Annotated in this window: 26 protein-coding genes; 20 read left to right on the top strand and 6 right to left on the bottom strand. The window is 35.1% G+C overall.

What is annotated here, in order from left to right:
- Positions 1-3 precede the first annotated feature (3 nt).
- The 7 genes from AC0L6O_RS11555 to AC0L6O_RS11525 all read left to right on the top strand — a co-directional run bounded on the left by AC0L6O_RS11555 (position 4) and on the right by AC0L6O_RS11525 (position 6782).
- Positions 4-1194: an aspartate aminotransferase family protein gene (locus tag AC0L6O_RS11555; RefSeq protein WP_473302506.1), complete on the top strand. Its 1191-nt coding sequence runs from the start codon at positions 4-6 to the stop codon at positions 1192-1194.
- 138 nt (positions 1195-1332) lie between these two features.
- A complete protein-coding gene (locus AC0L6O_RS11550) occupies positions 1333-1713 on the top strand; it encodes a DUF6864 domain-containing function (protein ID WP_473302505.1) in 381 nt (126 codons plus the stop codon).
- The gene (locus tag AC0L6O_RS11545; protein WP_473302504.1) at positions 1706-1963 is read left to right on the top strand and encodes a hypothetical protein; all 258 of its coding nucleotides are present in this window, start codon (positions 1706-1708) and stop codon (positions 1961-1963) included. Before AC0L6O_RS11550 ends, AC0L6O_RS11545 begins: the two co-directional genes overlap by 8 nt.
- Positions 1964-2158: 195 nt before the next feature.
- Entirely contained in the window at positions 2159-3004 is an 846-nt protein-coding gene (locus AC0L6O_RS11540) for a PD-(D/E)XK nuclease domain-containing protein (protein WP_473302503.1), read from the top strand.
- A 472-nt stretch (positions 3005-3476) separates the two neighbouring features.
- On the top strand, positions 3477-4397 hold the full coding sequence (locus AC0L6O_RS11535; protein WP_473302501.1) for a hypothetical protein: 921 nt from the start codon (positions 3477-3479) through the stop codon (positions 4395-4397).
- Positions 4398-4535: 138 nt separating this feature from the next.
- Positions 4536-5222: a hypothetical protein gene (locus tag AC0L6O_RS11530; protein WP_473302500.1), complete on the top strand. Its 687-nt coding sequence runs from the start codon at positions 4536-4538 to the stop codon at positions 5220-5222.
- A 318-nt stretch (positions 5223-5540) separates the two neighbouring features.
- Entirely contained in the window at positions 5541-6782 is a 1242-nt protein-coding gene (locus AC0L6O_RS11525) for a DUF6985 domain-containing protein (RefSeq protein ID WP_473302498.1), read from the top strand.
- A gap of 117 nt (positions 6783-6899) precedes the next feature.
- Here the strand turns inward: AC0L6O_RS11525 and ltrA are convergent, their stop codons facing one another.
- Both ltrA and AC0L6O_RS11515 read right to left on the bottom strand, forming a co-directional pair.
- Positions 6900-8159, bottom strand: a complete 1260-nt coding sequence (gene ltrA / locus AC0L6O_RS11520) for a group II intron reverse transcriptase/maturase (RefSeq protein ID WP_473302496.1) — start codon at positions 8157-8159, stop codon at positions 6900-6902.
- Positions 8160-8520: 361 nt separating this feature from the next.
- A complete protein-coding gene (locus AC0L6O_RS11515; protein ID WP_473302494.1) occupies positions 8521-8715 on the bottom strand; it encodes a hypothetical protein in 195 nt (64 codons plus the stop codon).
- 894 nt (positions 8716-9609) lie between these two features.
- Between AC0L6O_RS11515 and AC0L6O_RS11510 the strand changes: the two genes are divergently transcribed.
- The gene (locus AC0L6O_RS11510; protein ID WP_473302492.1) at positions 9610-10671 is read left to right on the top strand and encodes a hypothetical protein; all 1062 of its coding nucleotides are present in this window, start codon (positions 9610-9612) and stop codon (positions 10669-10671) included.
- A gap of 607 nt (positions 10672-11278) precedes the next feature.
- Here AC0L6O_RS11510 and AC0L6O_RS11505 read toward each other — a convergent pair.
- The 4 genes from AC0L6O_RS11505 to AC0L6O_RS11490 form a co-directional block, all read right to left on the bottom strand.
- Complete coding sequence (locus tag AC0L6O_RS11505; protein ID WP_473302491.1) at positions 11279-11926, bottom strand: class I SAM-dependent methyltransferase; 648 nt, start codon at positions 11924-11926, stop codon at positions 11279-11281.
- A gap of 241 nt (positions 11927-12167) precedes the next feature.
- Complete coding sequence (locus AC0L6O_RS11500) at positions 12168-12416, bottom strand: helix-turn-helix transcriptional regulator (RefSeq protein ID WP_473302489.1); 249 nt, start codon at positions 12414-12416, stop codon at positions 12168-12170.
- A 7-nt stretch (positions 12417-12423) separates the two neighbouring features.
- On the bottom strand, positions 12424-12873 hold the full coding sequence (locus tag AC0L6O_RS11495) for a hypothetical protein (protein ID WP_473302487.1): 450 nt from the start codon (positions 12871-12873) through the stop codon (positions 12424-12426).
- A 386-nt stretch (positions 12874-13259) separates the two neighbouring features.
- Entirely contained in the window at positions 13260-13856 is a 597-nt protein-coding gene (locus tag AC0L6O_RS11490) for an NAD(P)H-dependent oxidoreductase (protein WP_473302486.1), read from the bottom strand.
- 93 nt (positions 13857-13949) lie between these two features.
- Between AC0L6O_RS11490 and AC0L6O_RS11485 the strand changes: the two genes are divergently transcribed.
- The 12 genes from AC0L6O_RS11485 (at position 13950) to AC0L6O_RS11430 (ending at position 25303) form a co-directional block, all read left to right on the top strand.
- Positions 13950-14852, top strand: coding sequence for a LysR family transcriptional regulator (locus AC0L6O_RS11485; protein ID WP_473302484.1), 903 nt, complete (start codon positions 13950-13952; stop codon positions 14850-14852).
- A gap of 366 nt (positions 14853-15218) precedes the next feature.
- Positions 15219-15869, top strand: a complete 651-nt coding sequence (locus tag AC0L6O_RS11480; RefSeq protein ID WP_473302482.1) for a peroxiredoxin-like family protein — start codon at positions 15219-15221, stop codon at positions 15867-15869.
- A 118-nt stretch (positions 15870-15987) separates the two neighbouring features.
- On the top strand, positions 15988-16854 hold the full coding sequence (locus AC0L6O_RS11475) for a hypothetical protein (protein WP_473302480.1): 867 nt from the start codon (positions 15988-15990) through the stop codon (positions 16852-16854).
- Positions 16855-17108: 254 nt separating this feature from the next.
- Positions 17109-17798, top strand: coding sequence for a helix-turn-helix transcriptional regulator (locus tag AC0L6O_RS11470; protein WP_473302479.1), 690 nt, complete (start codon positions 17109-17111; stop codon positions 17796-17798).
- A 79-nt stretch (positions 17799-17877) separates the two neighbouring features.
- Entirely contained in the window at positions 17878-18834 is a 957-nt protein-coding gene (locus AC0L6O_RS11465; protein ID WP_473302477.1) for an alpha/beta fold hydrolase, read from the top strand.
- A gap of 575 nt (positions 18835-19409) precedes the next feature.
- Positions 19410-20963, top strand: coding sequence for a sulfatase family protein (locus AC0L6O_RS11460; RefSeq protein ID WP_473302475.1), 1554 nt, complete (start codon positions 19410-19412; stop codon positions 20961-20963).
- A 58-nt stretch (positions 20964-21021) separates the two neighbouring features.
- On the top strand, positions 21022-21414 hold the full coding sequence (locus tag AC0L6O_RS11455) for a hypothetical protein (RefSeq protein ID WP_473302473.1): 393 nt from the start codon (positions 21022-21024) through the stop codon (positions 21412-21414).
- A gap of 126 nt (positions 21415-21540) precedes the next feature.
- Positions 21541-22110 carry a Crp/Fnr family transcriptional regulator gene (locus tag AC0L6O_RS11450; RefSeq protein WP_473302471.1) on the top strand — a complete coding sequence of 190 codons (570 nt, stop codon included), beginning with the start codon at positions 21541-21543 and terminating at the stop codon, positions 22108-22110.
- A 71-nt stretch (positions 22111-22181) separates the two neighbouring features.
- Positions 22182-22751 carry a hypothetical protein gene (locus AC0L6O_RS11445; protein ID WP_473302470.1) on the top strand — a complete coding sequence of 190 codons (570 nt, stop codon included), beginning with the start codon at positions 22182-22184 and terminating at the stop codon, positions 22749-22751.
- Positions 22752-22882: 131 nt separating this feature from the next.
- Positions 22883-23929, top strand: a complete 1047-nt coding sequence (locus AC0L6O_RS11440; RefSeq protein ID WP_473302468.1) for a glycoside hydrolase family protein — start codon at positions 22883-22885, stop codon at positions 23927-23929.
- Positions 23930-24246: 317 nt separating this feature from the next.
- Entirely contained in the window at positions 24247-24753 is a 507-nt protein-coding gene (locus AC0L6O_RS11435; protein ID WP_473302466.1) for an RNA polymerase sigma factor, read from the top strand.
- Entirely contained in the window at positions 24743-25303 is a 561-nt protein-coding gene (locus tag AC0L6O_RS11430; protein WP_473302464.1) for a hypothetical protein, read from the top strand. Before AC0L6O_RS11435 ends, AC0L6O_RS11430 begins: the two co-directional genes overlap by 11 nt.
- Positions 25304-25372: the final 69 nt, after the last annotated feature.

Here is a 25372-nt window from a genome sequence, read left to right as displayed (position 1 = left end):
ACTATGCATTTAAGACAACTCTTCTTAGAAAACATGGCTCAAACGAGCGATTTCCCATTGGCACTGGAATTTACCAAAGCCGAAGGGGTTTATTTGATAGATAAGTCTGGCAAAAAATACATAGACCTCATAGCAGGAATAGCCGTAAGTAATGTAGGCCACAGGCACCCAAAAGTGGTGCAAGCCATTAAAGACCAAACAGACCAATACCTGCACCAGATGGTGTATGGCGAATATGTGCAAAGCCCACAAGTGATGCTGGCCAAAGCACTGGCAGATACCCTAGCAGCCTATAAAACCAGCAGCGGACTGAGCATAAACAATGCTTATTTTACCAACTCTGGTACGGAGGCCGTAGAAGGTGCCATGAAACTGGCCAAAAGATATACCCAAAGAACTGAAATTATAGCTTTTCAGAATGCCTACCACGGCAGCACGCAGGGAGCACTCTCTTTAGGAGACGAGGAATTTAAAAGAAACTTTAGACCTACCCTACCCGATATACGCAAAATAGCCCGTGAGAATTTTGAGGATTTAAACCTCATTACTGAAAGAACTGCAGCCGTCTTTTACGAACCTGTGGGTGGCGAAAGTGGTGTAAGACCTGCCACGCAAGCTTATATAGAGGCATTAGGAAAACACTGCAAGGAAACAGGTACTTTGCTGGTTTTTGATGAAATACAGAACGGATTTGGGCGTACGGGTTCTTTCTGGGCTTTTGAGCAATACGGCGTAGTACCCGATATTTTACTGGCTGCCAAAGGCATGGGCGGCGGCATGCCGATAGGTGCTTTTGTGGCTCCCAGAGAAATTATGAGTGTGCTGACCGATAATCCTATTTTGGGGCATATTACCACTTTTGGTGGGCATCCGGTGAGCTGTGCGGCTTCACTGGCCACGGTGAATATCATGCATAATGAAATAGACCACAGCGAAACCCTACGCAAAGGCGAACTTTTTAAAAGCCTACTGGTACACCCAAAAATTAAGGAAGTACGCGGCAAAGGACTGATGCTGGCGGCACAGCTGTCTGACTTTGAATACATGAAAGCGGTGATAGACCGCACCATAGAAAATGGCGTAATAACCGACTGGTTTCTCTACTGTGACAACGCCATGCGAATAGCCCCTCCCCTAACCATTTCCGACGAACAAATCCATGTGGCTTGTGAGGTGATTTTAGAGGCTTTATAGGGTTTTCTTCTTATTTCACCTGAATTTATCAACAACTTACTTCTTGAATTTTTTCTTGTGTTTAAAATGCCTAGTTTAGACCGTTAATTATGCTAAATTCTCATTCTATAACTGCATCTAACGATTAGTAATAAAAAAATGGTAATAAGTCATAGCAAAGACCAAGCAGACAAACTCTTAATCTATCAAAACTCAATTTTAACCTTGGATAAAGAGGATTCATTTACTTTAAAAATTGATAATGAACACTTAAAATATGATATTCATTTCAGTTTTTCAAAAGACGGCAAAAGGTTTTCTACTATTTTTTGGGAAGACCCCGAGAAGCATTTCCTTCATTACCAACTTAACAACTGGGATTCTAATACTTATGTTGAAATGAGCGTACCTGTTGAAATTAAAGTACAAAAAAATGCCCCAAAAGTTTACATGAAATTTAGAAATTATTCTATCGAAGATAGAAATACTAGAAAATTTGAGATAAGCATTTGGAAAGAAATTGTTAAGATCGATGAATAACCCCAACCTTCAAGCCCAAACTGGACCTGATGCTCTAGAACCTGCAAAAAGTAAAGTTGATTTATTTTCAGGTGAACATACGACAACTTTAATTGTGGCTGCTTTGTTCATTATAGTCTTCATAGGTCTAATTTTGTACGTAACTACTAAAGTCGAATATGATAACATTGTACTTAATGGCCTTTTCTCTTTGCTTAGTTTACTTGGAGGTTTTTTCGCAGGTTCACAGATAAATAAAATTAAAAACTAGTAATTGTCCATTCTTCTGGCCTACTAATTAAGTTTGTACAGCCTCTGGTTTGGCATGTAATGACATTTCCCAGACCTCGCTGCAAATCTTTTGACCCTATTAAAGATCAAATAGATTAAAATGTATTTAAGAATCGTTCCCACACCTTTTCGATCAAAAACATTATATTTTAAAAGAACATACTAGCATAAAGGAATGGATAAAGTTATAAACTCAATTATGGATATGCTAAAATTAACTAATAGCGACGCTGTAAACCTACTAGGTTTATCCAAACATAAAATTAATACAAATGGAAACTATAGTTCTAAAGGTTGGCATACTGAAAGGGCTACTTTTGAGATAATATCTCCTCCAAAACAAACTCTGCAGCTTGAAAATTTGGAAGTTGAAATAAAAGAACAAATACATAAGTTTGTCCTATTGATATATCCAATTAAAGCTGGTGGATATGATATCGAAAAGGTAAATTTTATTGCTGACCCACAAATGTCATCAGAAACTGAATTTGTACAATATATAGATGATGAGCAAATAATATCTGACGTATCATTAGCGATGTATTTATTGGAAAGAAAACCGTCAAAATTTTGGTTGGATTATAAGAAAGATAGCTTATGTAAGCCTTTAGAAGATGATATTCGCTCTGAATTTTTCAGGATGCTCGGAATGAAATATATTGTCGGTTCAGAGGAGGAAAGTAAAGCTGGCAGAACCGATTTGACCATTAAATCATCTTCAATTAATAGAAAAATTTTTGAATTCAAAGTGTGGGGTAGAACTGGTTTTAAATCCACGTCCCAGCAGATAATGAAATATATGACTGAAATTGACGATTCTGGTTTTATTATAATGGCAAATGATAGATTAACCAAGAATATTACTTTTTCAGAATATACCCCTATAATAGAGTGCAAAGAATATATATCCAATAGTTTAGAGAGGAATAGGACTAATCATGGTTTGGAATATTTTTCAGCTAAATATGATTTTAACGGAAACAGAAAGAGGATATACCACTTTATTTTGAATCTTAAATAAATCGCTCCGCACTCCTAAGCTTGTAGCTTAGCTTAGGCGTTCTAAAGCCTCTGGCTTGACATCATTATTGCATTTGCCACTCTGTAAGATGTTCTGTCCGCGAATTTATCCGCCGATAGGAGTACAAACTGCTTAGACCTCAAAGGGCGAGGATTCCGTTAAACTTCATTGATAATTTGATATTTTTGATTGAAAGTTTTAAAGTTTGAACTAAAAGAAGTCCGGACAATAAAGATTTAGACGCTACTCGGACGGAAACTTGCGTCTATACAAATGTTAGCGGTTATTAAAAAAAGAAGCACTGCAGAACCAACAACAGTGCTGAATGAGTTACTTAGCTCTAACCCCTGAGACTTACTTCCCCATTGAATTAATATTTAGTGGAGAAGGTTGGATTCGAACCAACGACCAAGATGGAATCTTTATATAACTTAGTTATAAGTATCAATATTGAATTACAAAAGTATAAAAAATGTCAGAATTTGAATCGGAACCATATAGAATTTATGCTGATGCACATACCAGATTAAATAACTATATCAAAATATCAACTGTTGCTGTTGAATATCTTTATAAAGCAAAGGAATCTAAAGAAGATTTGTCGTTGCTTATTAATGCATTGATTGCCGAATCCAAGGAAAGGTGGACACCGAGAATAATCAAAGACCCTAAGAAGGAATTACATGAACTTAAAAATGATTTAACAAAATCAGCAATTATTTGGGTCTATTCGGCATTTGACGTATTTTTTAATCAGGTTGAAGGAATACTTTCCTCAAATTTTTCGGTAGAAAGAAATAACACTGAAAATATAGATGAAGAGAATAGAGAACATAAATTAATTGAGCTTTATACGAAATTGAATTGGGACAAAAATGAATTGGATGATTTGCTTATCATTCTAAAATTTTATGAATCACTAAGACATTGTGTGGCACATAATCAAGGTCTTCCAAGTGGTAAGCTTCTTGCATTTTCAGAAAGTGTTGAATTCAGAAATGCTATAGAAAATTGGAAAACTAAATTTGAAAAGAAATCAATTTCTCCACCGCCAGTAGTTAATGAGAAGAGTATTGAATTAAAGCCACATCATTCAATACTTTATTCCGAAATTTGTTTGAGAATCGCCAGAAAAATAAACATAAACCTATTCGAACAATTAGGAGTAAATCATTTTATAGAAAAAACAATAAAAAAACACTTATTAGAAACAAGTGCCTTGACTAATCCTGTTTGTACAAATTATTCTCGATATTTAATTTATCATCTTAATAATGATTTTAAGATTGAAATAAATCCATATAACAATGTTTACAGCTTTTATGAAAAAGAAGATGAACTTAAGAAACACAAATTAAGATATAACACATTAAAAAACAATCCGCTCTCCTAAGATTGTAGCTTAGGTTAGGCGTTATAAAGCCTCTGGCTTGACCACATGATTAGTACAGATTTAAGAATCGTATATGCCACCTTTAGCTCAGATACACATAGGTTGCTGTAATTCCAAAAGACAGACTAGAAAAAAGCAATGAAGAAAAAAATACCACTATCAATATTAGAAGCTTTACAACCTGTTGCCGACAATAACTTGGACTTAACCAAAACAGTTGAAGACAGCAATTCAATGTTTCACCTAATTGACAAAGACAAAAATTCAGATTTTTATTTTAAGGTATCAAAGCAAGAAGCTCGTAGTGGGAAGTTGAATTATTTGATAGAATTTAAACCCAGAAGCAAGGACAACGTCAATGCTCATTCAACTTGGTTGCCCTCAGAAGGTGTTTTGACAACAATAAAACAATGGTTGGAATTACTTCAATCTTATAATAAAATCCATACTATTTATGACGACCCAATTCTAAAAAGCAATCAAGAGAGATTTGAAAAGCAATTTGATATACTTGAAGATGACGCTGACACTACTACATTTGACCTTGAACAACAAATATTTCTTGACGACTATCTAAATAGTGTAAAATCTAAATTACTAGCACTACAAGAAGGACGACCACAAAATCAAGTTAAAAAATTGGAAGAACTTGCCATTGAAGCAACAGAAATTCAATGCGTTTTAACAATTGAAACTAAAAGGCAAATAGTAAAAAGACTTTCTAAACTTTGGGCAAAGGCACAGAAAGTTGGTTTAGATGTTATAAAAGAAATATTTGTTAGTGTGACAGCAGAACTTGCAAAGCGACTATTAACAGGTGGATGACAAGAGGACTTCAGTAACAGGAATCTGCTCTCCTAAGCATATAACGAGGTTAGACGTTTTAAAACCCCTGGCTTGACCTCATTATTATATTTCCCACTCTGTAAGAGCTTCTTTATCCACCAATACGAGTACAAACTGCCTAAACCTTAAAGAGCGGATTCCATTAGACTTGATGGATAATTTCGATATTTTTGATAAAAAGCTTTCAAATTAGAACTTGAAGAAATCCAGACAATAACATCCCGATAGCTATCGGGAGACGCTACTCGGACAGAAACTACGTCTACACAAATGTTACCATAATTAGAAAATAGAATAATGAAAGTCTTCGAATTCGATGGAAATTGGACAACTGATTATCAGTTTGATGCCTTTCAAGGACTTCAAAATAGAAGAGGTTCATATACGTCAAAATCATCTTCTCAAAAAAGCGACGGAACAATATCACTTACTATAAACGATGACACATCGGAATCTCCAGATCCTTCTCCACATCAAATAAATGCTATAAATTATCTGATTAAACATCCAGAAGAAATAAAAACAGCAATGCGAAAAGGCATTGATTCTATATATGAAGATTTAAAGAAACAATATGGCTATGATGAAAACGAACCTGAAACAAAAGAATGGTTTCCAAAAGTAGATGGACTAAAAGACTACGATAAAGTATTTGGAGTAGGAAATGTTTTCATACAATTGCCTTCAAAAGATCAACATTCTTATGTTGGGATTGAATGTGGTTGTACTTGGGACGAAGAACACGGATTGGGATTTTTACTGCATAAGAATCGTCTTGTAGGAATTGGAGGTGCAGATGAAGCATTCAACTGGAAAGCCTATAAAGACAATGGAGCCTTCCAAGAAGTCCAAAATGCCCTAAAACAAAACTCAAACAAAGAACCAGTAAAGTTTATTCCTCATCCAAAATATGGCAAACTAAAACCTACTCAAAAATCTGCAAATGAAGCGTACGAATCAAATTTGATAAGAAGAGGATTTAATAATAAATTTAAAGAAGAAGTAGAACATGGGGAAATTGAAATAAATGGAATTTATAAGAGCATCGATCAAACATATCTTGAACTTGCAGTCTCAGCTAAGAACCTAGAGTTGATTGACTACTTACTTACTAAAGGTTCAGATATAAGGTATGCGTTTCACCAAACAAGGAAAGATTTAAGTCTAATTGATGCCCTAATTGAAAATAATGGAGATATAAATACATTGGACAAAGGTGAGAATACAATTGTTTATCACGCTGCATTGGGACTCGTGAATCTTTACGATCATAGAAACCAAAGCAAAAAATATAATTGGGATAGAGAGGATGAATTAACGAGCAAGATAAATGAGCAAAAAGAATATATAAAGCAACTTTTACTCAGAGGATCGAATCCATCAATAGAAAACACATATAAGTTTAATTGCTTTAGTGCATCGAGGAATTTACCCGTCAGCCAGCAAGAGGAAATAAATGAATTTATAAGAAGTATTATTAAACCCAAACTACAAATGAAGAACAAAAAGAAAGATTGTAAATGGTGGAAATTCTGGTAAATAAGAGAGGAATAACTATGGGTAGTCGAGTAGATAAGGGGATTTTCACCCCTTACCTCTCACAGAACCGTACGTGAACCTCTCGATTCATACGGCTCTTGTTGTACGGTCTTGGATTTAAGTTCTTACAAACTTGTATCCCAGATGCCAATGGTAGAACAAATATGGGAAGGAGACAATTATTCTTCTCAGCCAGTTTACGGCCTTGATTTTACTGCCTTTGAATCCCTTATATTTGTTCAATATCCATTTGATGATTCGGTGGTGAAGATGGTAGAATACTGGAGTTAAACTCTTTTTGCTCACTTTTCCATAGTAATTAATCCAACCTCTGATTTTCGGATTTAGCATTAATGCCAAATCTTGAATCGTACTTTGACTTTTCTTATGAAAAGCTAATTCTCTAAGTGTTCCAAGTATTCTTTTCTTAGATTTTCTACTCATTTTGCAATCAAATTGCTGGAAACTCCCCCCTCTTTTGAGAGAGATTTGAAGTGGCTGAAAACTAAAGCCTAAAAAATCAAATTGTACGGGATGGCCTTTCAGATTTCTCCCAGATTTCTGGCAGTAAACTATCTTCGTTTTCTCTGGATGTGCTGTAAGTTTACAGACTTCCAGACGATGTTTTAGGCTGCTTAAAACCTCTTGAGATTCTGTATAGCTTCGACAATGTATCACCACATCGTCCGCATACCGTACCATTGGCACCTTGGGATGGAACTTCATTAACCATTTATCAATACTATAATGTAAATACAGATTTGATAACAAGGGGCTGATTACACCCCCTTGTGGCGTTCCTTTCCCTGATGGATACCTATGACTTCCGTCTTCTAGTAGAATGGCACTTTCTAACCATCTCTTTAGATACATTAACACCCACTTTTCTTTGACATGTTTCTCTAATGCTTTCATAAGCAAATCGTGATTCACATTCTCAAAAAACTCTTGAATGTCTAAGTCTATAACCCAGGGGTATTTCCGCACATTTTGACGTACTTCTCCTACTGCATCATGAGCACTCCTAGCTGGTCTATAACCATAAGAGCATTCTAAAAACTCATCCTCCAGTCTTGGCTCCAAGTAAGCTCTCAGCACTTCTTGTGCTATTCTATCACTTACCGTCGGTATACCTAAGGGTCTTTGCTTGCCTTCTCCCTTTGGAATTAGAACACGCTTAACCATAGGCGGAAAATAGCTTCCAGAGGAAAGTCTATTCCAAATCTTATAAAGTTCTTTATTACGAACTTTATCAAAATCTCCCAAACTAACTTGGTCTACTCCCACCCCTTTTCCGTTCTGCCGAATCTTCTTGTAAGCTGCCCATACCATCTCTTTGGTTATGGGTATCGACTTTGCTTTTTCTTCAAAAATCATCCTTAAATTACTTAAGTTGTTCTTAAAAATTAAACTGTACAACTGAAGTCCTTTGCTCCATGCTCATTACAAGCATTTCTTCGCTACTACGACTTCATCCGCCACCTGTTGCAACTTTAGTAATCACCTTGCAGATATTTTCCGCTTGTGTTTTCCTTTTCGTATTTGCAGCAGGCTTCCTGTGGTTCTTAATTAAAGCCTAGGTAGAAGTCATGCCTCCTTAATGACGGTTGCCATGTAATCAGTAATCAGGTAACTTTTACACTTATCTTCGAGACCTCGATATATCTCTAATTTTGACAACTACTTGGTCTTTTCGCCACTTCATCGAAAGGTTCGCTTTCGCTCATCTCTCCTACCCTTACATGACCGATTTTTCGGCCTTTTCTTCTGTCGCTTCATGCACCAAAGTTACCTCTGGCACATCACAGAAGTCGTTTGATAAGTGAACCTGAATTCCCTTACCGGAGGGCCTACCTCCATCTTTAATTAAACTACACAGCACACATTGAGTAGATGGCTGACGGTCAGTTAACCGCCCCAGTACACCTCTCACACCACCGTACGTACGGCACTAGGCCTGCCCGTCTTTATACGGCGGACTAGGCGTCCCCGTTTTGAATCTCGTCTTGTAAGCGTTGATAATAATCCAACATACTTTCGTAACCACGTAACCTTAACTTTTCAAGTGTGATGGTAGTCTTTAATCCCGATAGCTATCGGGAGGGCTTTGAGCTGCCGGGCACGCCCAGTGCATCCTCCCATTCTTGTACGGCTTCACTTATATGCTTGAATATGGTTTACGCCAAATCTGTCGCCTCTCCTGAGCTTCCTCCTAAGCCGGATAAATGCAGCTTAGGCGTTATATTGCCTCTGGCTTGACATCATTATTGTATTCCCCACGCTGTAAGAGCTCCTGTCTCCGCCGATAGCCAGACAAAAGCTTAGATCTCAAAAAGTGGATTGCATTAGACTACATGGATAATTTCGATATTTTTCATAAAAAGTTTTCAAGTTTGAACTAAGAGCAGGCGGAACAATATCATCCCGATAGCTATCGGGAGACGTATCTCTAGCCAAAAAGTAGGTCTACACTAATGTAAGCCACAATTAAAAAATGAATTGAACAAACTGTCTAGAGAAACTAGCGAAATACTGGAAAAAGAATCGACTATCAAATTCTTAACGGCAGATCGATAGTTTATCTAAATGTGGATAATAATAACCTGAGCCAAGAAATCTATTTATCAATTTTACGCTTCCAAGAATAGCTCAAAACCGCTATTTCACCTAATTAATAAGGATAGTCAATTTAATTCTCTAAACTATACGACGGCATCTTTCGTACTTTGAAAGTAATATGAGCTTTAAAGATTCTCTTTTTTATTATTTAACTAATGGGGTCAAGACAAATTTATTTTAAGCAATCCATATAATATTGATAAGCGTCATGAAGAAACATCGTAAAAGGGAAGCCCTGCTGGTATTAGTTGCTCTATTAATCACTTTCCGATTATTCTTACCTACCATAGTTAAAAACTACCTAAATAATGTGCTGGTTGAGCTACCAGGTTATACAGGAGCGGTTAAAGAGGTTGACATTGCCCTTATAAGAGGTGCCTATGTTATTAAAGGTTTGCACCTTTCAGTGGTTGATGCGGGCACAGAAATTCCTTTCATTAATTTGCCAGAGGCAGACATTTCCGTGGAATGGAAGTCTTTATTTAAAGGTCGTATTGTAAGTGAAATAATATTGAATAAGCCTGAGATAATCTATGTCATGGAAGACCAAGAGGAAACTGCAGAGACAGAAGAAGAAGATTGGACAAAGGCACTGACAGACATTGTTCCTTTAGACATTAATCATTTTGAAATACATGATGGCCGTTTAAGCCTCCTTATGGTATCTTCAAAACCTGAGGTTGACTTAGCAATGGAAAACTTAGAGCTTGCAGCTGACAATCTAAGCAACGTAATCTCCTCCGAACGGACTTTACCAAGCCCATTTAATATGACAGCCAAAACGTTTGGAAATGGTACTTTTGCTATTAATGGCGGCATTAACCTTCTTAAAGAAATTCCAGATATGGATATCAGTTTCGAACTGGAAAATGCTAATGTTACCGCTCTCAATGACTTAACAAGTCATTACGGTAAAGTTGATTTTGAATCTGGTATCGTCAACCTTTACGGAGAAATAGCCATTGCAGATAGTTACCTCAAAGGCTATCTAAAACCATTCTTAAAAAATTCAAAACTAATAGGTTCAGAAGATAATTTTTTAGAGACCGTGTGGGAAGGTTTCGTTGGTTTCTTCAAGTTTACTTTTAAAAATCAAAAAACAGACACAGTTGCCATGAAAGTACCCTTTGAGGGAGACTTGTCAGACGTGGAAACGGCCATTTGGCCTACCGTGGGAAGTATAATCAAAAACGCCTGGATAGAAGCTTTTAATAACAATGTGGACAATACCATAGAATTTAAAGACGCATTTCAAGACAAGGAAAACTAAGGCTAATTAATTCACTTCAAAGTGAGATGCTTTTCCCTTAGCATATTGAAAAGCCATTGCTAACAAAACAGAACCGAAAAAATTCTTTTGAGAGACTTACCTCTTTCTAAATATAAGCACCTCTTCATCCAAGAAACTGCCTAAATTCCCTCCTAAGGCGGATAAATGTAGTTTAGGCGTTTAAAAGCCTCTTCCTTAAAATCATTTTTGTATTTCCCACGCTGTAAGAGCTTCTGTCTACGCCGATAGACGGACAAACTGCTTAAACCTCAAAAAGCGGATTCCATTAGACTTCATGGATAATTTCGATATTTTTGATAATTAGTTTTCAAGTTTGAACTAAAAGCAGGCAGGACCATAACATCCCGATAGCTATCGGGAGACGCTACTCGGCCAGCAAATGCGTCTACACTAATTTTGGCGGTAATTAGTGGATGAGCGAACAAATTTGACTTAAGGCAGATTTTGCCTCTTTCATCTTCCTAAGCATAAACCAACCATAGAACATCTCAGGGTACTCAAAGTAATTGAATACGGTGCCATTTTATCTGATTAATATTAACGGCCTTATTATAGGATTCTTAACGAAATACACCTTGTTGCACTTTTAACGTTTAAGGAGTTTCTTTGCTACTATAAAATAACTAGATGCCCCTTTAAATATCTTTTCAGTGTCAATAGTCTGAAAATTTCCATTTGCCATTAAATCATCTAATTCAGAGCTTTTAAGTCTTCTTATAGGAATGGGAATTATTCCAATTTTACACAACATCCGAACAAGCTGAATCTGAATATTAACTAAAAATGACATCTTATCTCGTAGGCAGGGTGTTATGGAAATAAATAGGCCATCAGGTTTTAATAACTCATATATCCTTTCCATAACATCCTGAGGATTAGATACTGTATGCAACATATTGAAAGCCAAAATAATATCAAAAGATTCCTTTTTGTACCTTTTATCAAAAATATCCGTTTGCACGAAATTCACATTCTCAACTTTACCAACAACAGCTTTTTCTTTGGCAATCTCAATCATCTTAGATGATATATCAATGGCATGAATCTCTTTCACATGATTGGCTATTTCACAGGATGTAGTACCAGTGCCGCATCCATAATCCAAGACAATATTGCTGCTGTTGAGATACTTTTTAGTGTTTTCTCTGGACTTACTATGAATATATTCAAAACGCTCTTCTGTTTTGTCATAGTTTTTTGAAGCATTATCCCAAAATTCTTTCGATTTATTCATTTTTTTTGCAGCATTTTAATTAGTACTTAAGGCCCCAATTCTATATAATAATCCAGGCAAGGACTTACACATAAACCCTTTACTTTAAATAATTTGCATGATTTATTTTCCTATAATCCGAAGAACATTATCAATGTCAATTGACCAGTCCGAAATGTATTGGCATTAACTTAACAGAGGTTTCACTGATTCAATTTAAGAGGTGAATTTATATCGGTTTTATACCCATACACATTCATAATCATTTACTTTTCTTTCTCTTTTTGAAATTGTCTTTAGACGAATCATAAGTGAATACTTCATCTAAAGTCACATTAAATACCTTTGCAATTCTAAAGGCCAGTTCAAGCGAGGGCGAATATTTACCACTTTCTATAGCAGCCAATGTTTGTCTAGTAACCCCTACTTCGTCTGCCAACTGTTGTTGTGTCATTTCATCTCTGAAAAAACGCAAGGTTCTAATCTTGTTTTGAATATGGTCTGTGCTCATCTTAAACTTATTTATTGTAGAAGTAGATTTTCCAAACATCAGTCATCACTGCTGACACAAAGCCAAAAATCAAAATGGTTAAAAACATATACTGCACCCCGTATCCCATTGAAAGCGGAACCATTGAAGCAATAAATCCAACCATGGCAATCCAGTGGCTGTATCTATCAGATTTCATTTCAATAAGCTTGTCACGCTCATCAATAAAGTCTAAGTCTTCCTCATCCTTGTTGCCACTTCTCACTTTTTTAAAAATAGCAAACATGATAAACAAGATGATTTTAGCAACTATCATTACCCCCGTCAATTTTAACATAAAGATTCCCCAAAATTGAATTTCCAAGCCCTTAGGAAGGTTGATATCACCATGAATTCCGAAGGTGTAAAACAGAAACCCTCCCATTAATAAGATGGTTGTCAGGAAATTGAAAACTGCTTTTTGTACTTGTATAGACATTATATTTATTTTTGTAAACCAATAATAACACAAAGTTAATAATTACTTACACAATGTAAGGTTTTCTTAACATTAAAAAAAAGAAACGAACTATGCCAAATAGTTATTTAAGAAATGATGGCTTTGAAATTTGACAATATAATTCAAGAAATAATGGAGGGATTAATAGCTACTAACAGCGTTGTCTTCTATAATTAACCTGCTCTCCTATATAACTTAGCTTAGACCTCTTATAAATTCTCTAAGGCCTTCTGATAATAAGTAGTTTAAATTAGAACTACAGGAAGTCTAGGAAATAGATCGCGATAGTTATTGGCAGACGCTACTCGTACAGAAAATGCATGTACACTAATGTAGAACTGCATTTTCGAAACGAAACCAGATAATTACAAATTAACCATCAAATCATTTAAAAAAGTACTGTAATTATTCAACTCAAAAGGAACATCTGCATTTTTTTCCATATCGTGAAAATGATGTGTAGCTAATAATTCCATTCCTGTAAAAGCATTCATTCTGTGAAACCCAAACATAACACCTTCATCTACACTTTTTTGATTAAAAAATTCATTTTCTATTGTAAATGCGGTTTTAGGTGCATTCCAACTTGTGGTAAGTATATATTTTTTCCCGTGCATTAAACCACCAGTGCCGTAATTGATGTTTGGATTTTTTCTGCTTCTTCCATCACTTACATAAATTCCATTTTGATGACCTTCCGTAAAAACTTCATCTATATATTTTTTAAACCCAAAAGGAATTTGAAACCACCAAATTGGAGTATGATAAATCACTAAATCTGCCCACTTAAATTTTTCAACCTCATCTTTTACATTATAATTCTCACCTACTTGAGTAAATTTCACTTCAAAATCATCAAGCTTATCAAAATATGAAATAGTATTAGTGAAAAGTGTTTCGTTAAATCTTCCACCAGAATGTGCAAATGGATGGCTTCCGTTAATTATAAATATATTTTTCATTTGTCTCTTGTTTTATTTGAGGCAAAATTATAGCGATATTTATTATTGTAAAAATAATACAAATCATACCTTTGTATAAATATTATAATAGATATGGTAAATTTAGAATGGTATAGAACATTTAAAGAAATATATGAAAACGGAACTTTAACTAAAGCTTCTATTGCTTTATATTCCTCTCAACCAGGAGTTAGTGTACACTTAAATGCTTTAGAAGCTTATGTAGGCAAAAAACTATTTGAACGTACTTCAAGAAAAATGATTCCAACAGAAGATGGGAAATTTTTATATGAATATATTATTGAATCTTTAAAAAAGCTTGAAATAGCAGAACAGCATTTTAAAAAGACAACGCAAGAAAAAAATCCATCTCTAAACATTGGAATGTGTTCTGAAATGTTTCAGCTTATTATTGAACCCGAAATCCCAAAACTAGACTTTGACCTCGTAGCTAGATTTGGAGCACATACGGATTTAATAAAAGACCTAAACAACGGCATTTTAGATTTAGTAATAACGCCTAAAAAACAGAATGAAAAAAAATCATTAGTTGAGTATGTTCCATTTTCAAAAGAAAGAATCGTTTTAATAGCAGGAAATAAAACGAACATAACTAAAATTCAAAACCACCTGAAATCTAACAACTTAAACAAGTTAGAAGAGGAACTGCTTCAAAATGTTTGGTATAGTTCATCAAACGAAATGGAACATTTTAGACGCTTTTGGTTTGAGAATTTTAATAAGAAACCTGCTTTCAAACCAAACTATATTTTACCAAATATTACTTCTATTATAAGGTGTTTAAAAAATGGAAACGGGCTGGCATTAGTTCCAGATTTTTTATGTCGAGAACAAATTTTAAGAAACGAAATAAATTTAGTTTGGGAAGGCAAAGTACAAACGGAAAACACCTTATATTTTGCATCTAGAACAGATTTGAAATACAAAAAAGAATTAGATACAATTAAGAATATATTTACATCAAAAATGAAATAAACGCAGTACAACATTTTTTGAAGACCCTTTTACTAGTTCTGACCATGCTTCACTTATCCCCTATTGGAGGAATGTTCTGAATAAAAAAAATACTGCTCTGATAGGATTCTGATAGCTGGAAAGGCAAAAACGTTTTCGGAAGGAACATTGCAAATTAAATACCTGGCTACAGTCGAGTTGAAGGCTCCATCCGCTCTCCTAAACTTCCTCCTAAGGCGGATAAATGTAGCTTATCATCAATTAGATTACCATAGATTTAAGAATAGTATCTGCACCTTTTTATTGGATACTGAGTTGTTTAATGTGACAACGGAATTTCTCAGATAATCCTAAGCTAGGAATGGCAACAGACCTAATCTAATTTATATGACAAAACTAAAAGAACTAACCGATGCTAAAATTGAAGCAGGTAGAAAGGCTAAACCTGAATTCATGAAAGGGGTTGATGATATTATTGACAAAGCAAAAGCTTTCCAACAAGGCAGTGACGCAATTAAAGTTGGCCAAAAAGCTCCAAATTTTGAACTACCTAACCCAGAAGGCAAATCTATATCCTTAGAAACCTTATTAGATAAAGGTCCTGTTGTTGTCACATTTTATCGTGGTGATTGGTGTCCCTACTGTAACCTTCAACTTAGAGCTTTACAAGCTAAACTAGATGACATTCATGCATTAGGTACTACTTTAGTTGCTATCAGTCCACAAGTACCTGACGGTTCCATGACTAAAAGTGAAATTAGTAATATGGACTTTACGGTATTGTCTGACCAAGATGCCAAGGTGGCTTCACAGTATGGAGTTGCATGGGAAGTACCAGAGTTTTTGATGGAACATATGCGAGTAGATAGAAATCTTGATTTAGAAACAATCAATAATGGCAATGGTAACATTTTACCTATTCCAGCCACATTTGTATTAAATTCTGACGGAGTGGTTACCTGGAACTATGTCAATGTTGATTATAGAACTCGTTCTGAACCTGATGAAATTATTGAAGCTTTGAAAAAGTTATCTTAAGAAGTAGCTTAGAAGAACTATTTTAAGCCAAAATGGATGTACATTTTTCTATTCCGTAAAACCTTTACTAAAGCTTGCTGCAACACATTAAAAACTGAGCTAAGCTATTAATTAAATAATGAGAGTCTTTATACCATTCATACTGATTTTGACATTGTTTTCATGCGATTCTGCACCAGAACCAATTGTTGAAAGTATGGAGCGGGGTGAAATTATTGACAATTGGACCTATGAGTTCTTTTTAGAAGGTAGAGACCAAAACGCATATAGATTATGGGTTCCTGAAAACACCACTGTTAAAGCTATTTTAGTACTGGCACCCGGAGGTGCGGGTAACGGAACTATATTCGCCAATTCTAAAGCTTGGCAAGAATATGCTAGAGAAGAAAACCTAGCACTTTTAGGCGTCCATGTAAATTCGCCTTTAGCTTCGGCAGCATCTAACTTATTATTTGCATTAGAACAAATAACTAAAGCTAGAGACCTAGGTTATATTACAAGTTTACCATTTTTATTACGAGGTTATTCCCACGGAGGAAGATTTAGCCAAGAATTTGCGTCCACTTATGCCGACAGGACAATAGCATATGCAAATATTAAAGGGACTATAATACAAACAGGAAGTAAATTACCTCCTAGTTTGTTAATTTCAGGAGGTGATGATTCACCCGGTAGAAATCTAGCCATTACCACAGTTTTTTTAGCTCAAAGAAAGCTTAAGACCTTCACTTGTTTTGCCCAACAACCGAATGTAGGACATGAGCTAGGAAATTCAGATGTTTTAGTAAAGGCTTTTTTCAGTTCTATTTTAAAAGAAAGGCTTAAAAATGGAGAATTAATCACCTTAAACGAGAGCAATTATCTTTTAGGGAATAACTCAAATCTTGAATATTCGGCCTACAATGAATTCCAAGAAACTATAGAAGAAGCAAGCTGCTTGTTTGATGCCGAGTTCGCCTCCGTTTGGCAAAGTTTTGCCGAATAATTCTCTGTGATTTCTGCTAAATTTCAGCACTTTGGGGGCTTTCAGTTCGCTTTTAAAATTCTTCACTCCTAAGCTTGCTGCTTAAGTTAATCCTCTAGCCTAGTATCAAATAGAATTTCAGATGCCTAGGCTGAAAACCATTTGACGGTCATTAAAAATGGATTAGCTTAGTATTGATTTAAGCATAGTATCTGCACCTTTTGGTGTGGGGACAGACCTTTGTCAATCATTTTAAAAACATAAAATAGTTAAAATTGGAATATTCCGAAGTCAACAGATTATCTAGACTAACAGCAATCTTAATTCAGTTACAGACAAAACGCATTGTTACTGCTTCCGAATTAGCCAGTAAATTTGGTATCAGTAAAAGAACCATCTACAGAGACATAAAAGCATTAGAACAATCAGGTGTTCCTGTATTGACAGAAGAAGGGAAAGGCTATACCCTAATGGATGGATATAGAATTCCACCTGTTATGTTCACCGAAAAGCAAGCAAATGCCTTAATACTAGCAGAACAGTTAGTACTCAAAAGTAAGGATGTCTCATTTGTACAGGATTATTCCGAAGCCATTGATAAAATAAAATCAATTCTAAAATATAGCATCAAAGACAAGGCAAATTTGCTTGCCGATAGAACGCAGTATAATCAAGTAAAAAATCAAGAGAGAAATAGTAATAATTTATCTGATTTGCAAAATGCCCTTACCAATTATAAGCTTGTCAAAATAGAATATATCAACAAGGAAAATTCGGTAAGCAGCAGACTTATAGAGCCATTTGCCATATTAAACTCTGAAAATTGGTATTTAGTAGCCTACTGCCGTTTGCGTAAAGAATTTCGCTTTTTTAGACCAGATAGAATTCGAAAAATGGAAATTCTGTCGGAGAACTTTGAACCTCACAATATGACTTTACAAGAGTATTTTGACAAATATCATTAACTCTTTTTGACCCTTGCCATAAGGCTGTCACCGCTCCATTTTACGTTTGCATCATATTAATTTTTAAACAGAAAAAAGAATGACAAACGTAATTAACGCTGGACCTAATCTAAGCGAATTTCCAAAACCAAGTATGATTTCGGTCAATGGCATTGAACTCGAAGTTTTTGAAGCAGGTCAACAAAATATTGGGAAACCTCTAGTGCTCTGTCACGGTTTCCCTGAGCATGCCTTTTCTTGGCGTCACCAAATACCCGCTCTTGTCAAAGCAGGCTACCATGTTATTGTACCTAATCAGCGTGGTTATGGTAACTCTTCTTCTCCAAGCGAAGTAGACCAATATGACATTAAACATTTAACTGGTGACCTTGTGGCACTTCTAGACCACTACGGTTATAAAGATGCCACTTTTATTGGTCATGACTGGGGAGCAAACGTTGTTTGGAGTCTAGCATTATTGCATCCAAATCGCGTAAATAAAATAATAAACTTGGCTTTACCTTATCAAGTTCGTGGAGAAAAACCTTGGATTGAATGGATGGAAGAGATATTTGGGCAGGATAACTATTTTGTTCACTTTAATAGACAGCCGGGAGTTGCAGACGCTATCTTACATAAAAACACATCTCAGTTTCTTAGCAATTTATTCCGCAAGAATGTTCCTTTGGCACCGCCTGAGCCAGGAATGTTGATGATTAATCTTGCAAAAGCAGAAAAGGCACTGGGTGAACCCATAATGAACGAAAGTGAGCTTGCCGTTTTTGTTTCCGCTTTCAAAAAATCAGGATTTACCGGAAGTATAAATTGGTACAGAAACCTTGACAGAAACTGGCATTTACTGGCAGATGTAAACCCAATCATACCCCATAATACGCTTATGATATATGGCGAGCAAGATATGATTCCTAAGTTTGAAGGCTTAACAGATTTTGTCCCTAATGCAGAGGTGATGAGTCTTGATTGTGGTCATTGCATTCAACAAGAAAAGCCAGAAGAAACTACCCAGGCTATTCTAAAATGGTTAAAACAGCCATAATGTGTAAAAAGGATATATAAAAATAGCGTATACCAAGTCAAACAGATTGCCGGCAATGATTAGAAAAAAATCATCACTCTAAATAGTCTGTTTGACTAAAAACGTTCCCAAGTTCTTTCATTCCTTAGAAGACTTTGACCTTTCATTTTCTTGTTAGTTCTTAGACAGATACTGATATCGCTGAATCTTCACAATTTTAATAAATAGCTAGAAACCTAAGTTTGGATGAGAAAATAGGTGCCAATTCTAAGAAAAATAACCAAAAGCGGCCTTAAGACTGTTATAAATTACTTTAGAAAGGCTTTAAAACCATAAGAATATCCTCTGACACTAATCATAAGTAGGCAAATATGTTGACAATAATTGTAGTTTCTTAGAATTTGTATTTACTCAACTTTCCTAACCTTTAGGGTAATATTTGGTTTCACATCAACTGTCAATTCATATACCAAGCCACAAAACCATTTGACGGTCATTAAAAACCTATTAGCTTAGTGCAGATTAAAGAAAAATATCAGCACCTTTTGGTGCGGGTAAACCAACCATTACCATTAAAACTCACGGAAACAGAAATTATGAAAATTAAGATTCTTCCCATTACTCCCCTTATCTTACTAATTCTCAGTAGTTGTTCCAACAAAAAAGAAGAAGCCCAAAAACCAAACATCATTTATGTTTTGGTAGACGATATGGGATATGGAGATGTTTCTGCAAATAATGAAAACAGTAAAATTCAAACGCCAAACATAGACAGATTAGCCTCTGAAGGCATAAGATTTACAGATGCACACACCTCATCGTCGGTCTGTACTCCTACCAGATATGGTATTTTAACAGGGAGATATAATTGGCGAAGCAAGCTAAAATCTGGCGTACTTACCGGCAATTCTAAAGCTTTAATCTCTTCCGAAAGAACTACGGTGGCTTCCTTATTAAAACAAAAAAACTATAACACGGCTTTTATTGGTAAATGGCATTTAGGATGGGATTGGGCACAAAAGAATCCTGAAGTTTCTGGTGGTGCAGGTTGGGACCCAAAAGACTTTGATAATATCGACTTTTCAAAACCCATTCAGAATGGCCCTAAAGAATTAGGATTTACTTACTCTTATGGCCACAGTGGCTCCTTAGACATGGCACCTTATGTATATGTGGAAAATGGTATGCCCACTAAAATACCCGACACCATATCTGTTAATAAAGGTAAATATTCGTGGTGGCGAGAAGGACCTACTTCTAGTGATTTTATCCATGATGATGTTACACCTAATTTCTTCCGTAAATCATTTGGATACATTAAAGAAAAATCCAAAGAGGAAAACCCATTCTTTTTATACTTAGCCCTCCCCTCTCCACATACGCCAATTTTACCAACAGAGGAATGGCAAGGCAAGAGTGGATTAAATCCTTATGGCGATTTTGTGATGATGGTAGATAACTACATGGGGCAACTAGAAAAAGTGGTTAAAGAAGCTGGTATTGAGAATAATACGATTGTTATTTTCACAAGTGATAATGGCTGCTCACCTGCAACACACATGGAGGAGCTAGAAGAAAAAGGTCACTACCCAAGTTACATTTACAGAGGGCATAAGGCTGATATTTTTGAAGGTGGACACCGTGTACCTTTTATAGTCAAATGGCCGCAAGAAATAATGAAAGAAACGCTGTCTGAGCAAACCATTTGTACCACCGATTTGATGGCAACAGTTGCTAGTATAGTGGGGTATTCACTGGCAGACAATGAAGGAGAAGATAGCTATAATATCGCACCTTTATTTAAACTTGATGAACCTATTAGAGAAGCCATAGTGCATCATTCTATCAATGGGAGTTTTGCTATCAGAAAAGGCGACTGGAAACTTATTATGTGTCCTGGCTCTGGTGGCTGGAGCTTTCCAAAACCAAATAATAAGGCGGTTATTGATTCATTACCAAAATATCAACTATATAATCTAAAGAGCGACCCGGGCGAAGCCACCAATTTATATCCGAAAAATACTGAAAAGGTAGAGGAGCTAAAAACATTGCTTATTAATTACATAACTGAAGGTAGAAGTACACCCGGCCTACCTCAAAAAAATGATGGCATTGATTCTGAATGGAAGCAAATAGAGTTTGTTAATTAGTAGATAAGAAGGTTTTAAGAATGAAAACGATACTTTCAAAGAAACTATTCAGAAAAGAATGAATTCGAAAACTGCGATTAAAATAATGTTATGGATACTTACAGCAGTAATACTTTTTCATTTAAGTATTATCCTGAAAATAATACCATACGACATCACTTGGGGAGGAAGATTAAAAAATGACACTGAGATGTATGTTTTTGAAACTGTTTCTATTTTGATAAATCTGTTTTTATGTTTTATCCTTTTAATAAAAGGGCAATACATAAGAGCGTTTTTGTCAATGAAAGTTGTCAATATTACGTTATGGATATTCGTTATAATATTTGGATTGAATACTATTGGGAACATTTTTGCAAAAACCAATTTCGAGAAATACTTCACGCTATTGACATTAGCTTCTGCCATTCTAATTTGGATAACTCTGCGTAAAGGGAAGACACAACGGTAGTATGGGAAAATAGTGCTTTATTGAAAATAAGCACTATTCTTCAGCAAGTTTTGCAAGCTGCAAACCTTAGCCTCAAACTAACCAGGCAATCAATCATGTCTTTAAAGCCATTTTACTTAAAAAAATATGCAAGATAAAGTCAAAGCCATTATCGCCTCAGTTGCCCCTATTTCTAGCAAATCAATAGATAAAATTCTAGCTCTGATTCAATTCATAACTCTTGAAAAGGGAGAATTATTAACTAAAGAAGGCCAAAGAAACAACTTGGAATACTTTGTAATAGAGGGTGTTTGTAAAAGCTTTCTTTATAACCCAGAAGGTGAAGATATCACCCTATCTTTCTTTATGTCAAACTCCATCATATCTCCTTTTACCACCAGGAACAAAGACAATAAATCTATACTAAACATCCGCTGCCTGCAAAATTCACAGTTAGCATGCATGAATGCTGAGGAGTTTGAAAAACTAATGATTGATGACCCTGAAGTTAGACATTTTGGCAATACAGTCTTAAGGAATGAATTAATGGAAAAGGTGCAAAAGGAAATTGCTTTAGCTTCACTTCCTGGAAAAACAAGATTACAAATGTTAAGAACTAAATACCCAAACATAGAGAACCTTATTCCCCACGCTGACATTGCCTCTTACCTCGGAATTACCACCATTTCTTTAAGCAGGTTACGAACACAATCTTAAGCCTTATCATTTGTTAATGGAATTCTACTTTGTGATAAAGACCTTTGGCTTTTAATCAGAATAGAATCAAAATGCTTTTTTTAAATCGTTTAATTTCGAAAACAACTTCTGTAAAGTCTGTATGCTCCTTATTGGTAGCGAGTCAGGTAGTTTTACTCCTGATGATGACTTATACATTTCCCATAATCAATAGTCAAATTGGCACTAAAGCTTTTGATTTACAAAGCTTTGGATACTCCGTTTCAGAAGCTAGTTCCATCGTAAATAATATAAACGAAGAAACCAGAAACCTTTATCTCTTTCCTCAATTAACCTTCTTAGACCTATTATACCCTTTCTTACTAGCTCTTTTCTTAAGCAGTTTATTATTCAGACTAATTGGTCTTACCAAAACCAAAAATGGTCTAAATTCGATACTATTGATAGTTCCATTCTTAGCCATGTTATTTGATTACTTGGAAAACATCTGTATCATTTTAATGATTACAAAATCGGTGGACATATCAACTTCTTTTGTTCTCATATCTAGCTCATTTACGCTTTTAAAAGGCTTGTTAACTACCCTTGCTTGGTTAAGTATTTTAGTTTTCTCTATAAAATGGTTGATAAGCAAACGTTTACCAAAAGCCAAACTCTCTTAAAAAATGATAGAAAAAAATGTGTTCAAAAACGCCTATTTTAAAAGCTATCATCTCATAGAATCTTATCTTTGGTACTTGGCACAATTAATTCTGACCTTCAAAACTAGCATTATAGCTGTACCCAATTGAAAATGAAAAACTTATTACTATTAGCAGTCATAACATTAGTTGGATGTAAACAAACTACAGAAAACTCATTAAATAAGGCAGTACCTCAGGAAGAAATGGAGTCAATTTTCAATGAGATTAAAACTCCCTATAAATATGGGGTCGTTCTTCAGCATCCAGATAGCACAAAATTGGTGGATAGCCCTACTATATTCAGAAAAGACAATGTTTGGTATATGACCTACATTGTTTTTGATGGTCAAGGCTATGAAACTTGGTTATCTCAGAGTAATGATTTGCTCCACTGGGAATCAAAAGGGAAAATATTGTCGTTTACAGAAAACACTTGGGATGCCAATCAAAAAGCTGGCTATGTATCACTTGTTAATACAGAATGGGGCGGTGATTATTCTGTAGAAAAATATCAAGATAATTACTGGATGACCTACTTGGGTGGAAATACAGTAGGCTACGAAGCTGGTACATTAAAAATTGGCTTGGCTAATTCCACTACGCTAACAGAAACTGACGAATGGAATACCAACAATGCCCCTCTTTTGTCTCCAGAAGATGAAGATTCCCGCTGGTTTGACAACAAAACTATTTACAAAAGCTTGGTGATTCGCGACAAGAGCAATCATACGGGGCATCCATTTGTGATGTATTATAATGCTAAGGGTGATACGGCAAACTATGAAAGCATAGCCATGGCTGTATCTGACGATATGCGTACCTGGAAACGATATGGTGAAAATCCTGTAATTACGAAAGGAAAGGGTATTTGCGGCGACGCACAAATTACAAAGATTGGTGATACTTATGTTATGTTCTATTTTGGAGCATTCTGGAAACCCGGAGCATTTGAACGATTTGCCTGCTCCTACGATTTAATAAATTGGACGGATTGGGAAGGAGAAGACTTGATAGCCCCTTCAGTAAATTATGATAAGAAGTATGCCCATAAACCCTGGGTAATAAAATGGAATGGTATCGTTTACCACTTTTATAATGCCGTAGGCGATAGCGGAAGAGTGATTGCATTGGCTACATCTGAGGATTTAAGAAAATGAATTATAGGTCTGACCATTAGGTTCAGACCAAAAGCCTAATCCAAAAAATAATTATCGAAAAGTGTAATAAATCTTGTTCAAACTAATCTAAAGGGTAAACAACAAGTAAAAAATGAAGAACTTAGGCTTCAAAAAAATAATCATCGCTGGCTTATTATTCATGTCGGTTACACAAATTGCTCATCAGTTTATGAAAATATCAGACCGGGTTTATGGAGGACTGATTGGAATAGCTTTAGGAATAATGCTACTAGGTATATTCAAAATTCTAAGATCAAAAAAGCTCAGTACAAATAGCTAATGAAATAGAGCCTTACATGACGAATAAGAAGGTAGAATTCAAAAATGTTTACGAAAACTCAAAAGATAAAATCTATAGACTTTGCTTGGGTTTTACTGGAAACAAAATGGATGCCGATGACTTATTTCAAGAAGTGTATATAAAGGTTTGGAATAATTTAGACAGTTTTAAAAATAAGAGTAAAATAAACACTTGGATTTATAGAATAGCGACCAATACAACAATTGTATTCGTGAGCAAACGAACTGCTTTAAATAAGAAAATCAATCAAGTTGATATTGATAACGAAACATTTATTATTGACCATAGTGAGAGCATTAATTCTGACAAAAAAGTTATGAGGCTATATCAAGAAATATCAACGCTAAAAGAGAAGGATAGAATTATCATAAGCTTACTATTAGAAAGGAACAGTTACACTGAGATAGCAGAAATTATTGGAATGAATACATCTAATGTAGGTGTCAAAATAAATAGGATAAAAAAAACCTTAACTAAAAAAATGAACAGTTATGGAAAATGAAATGAATAATTGGGAGAACATATGGCACCAACAAAAAGCAAATAATCTTGATATTGATATATTATCAAAGCAGTTAAATAGACTGGAAAAAATCACTAAGTTCCAAAAACTCCTTTTTCTTTCTGTTTCAATATTTGCAGTGTATTCAATGTTTACACACCTTTCTCTTAGCAGTTATAATATACTATCGTTTATCTTATTACTTATAGGTTTTTTAATCATTCTTGTTCCTCTTTTCAGAAACAGCGTTAGTGCGAGTAATGCTAACACTAACCTATTTATTGAACAGCAAATTGAATATTTGAGAAAAAAAATGCTACTTATAAAAGTTAACGTAATGGTTTTTATAATCCTCTTTATTTTAGCTTTAAACATTGCTTTTTTAGGTGCATTTAATGAATTAGCAGGTTTCTATAGCGTCTTACTTCATTTTTCCACTATCATCCTTTTTATTGTTTTATTTGTAGCTAGAAACATGGGAATAAAAAATCATGAAAGAGAATTACTACCATTAATTAATGCCTTAGAAAACATAAAAAAAGAAAAGTAGCCTGTGTCTAGGTTTGTGGGTGTTTAAAGGTTTTGAAAATTCAGTGCTATTCTACTTAATTGAGAGCTT

This window comes from Arcticibacterium sp. GJ41-1 (assembly GCF_055808875.1).
Note: the sequence above shows the minus strand (reverse complement) of the source record. Positions and strands in the feature narration are given on the sequence as shown.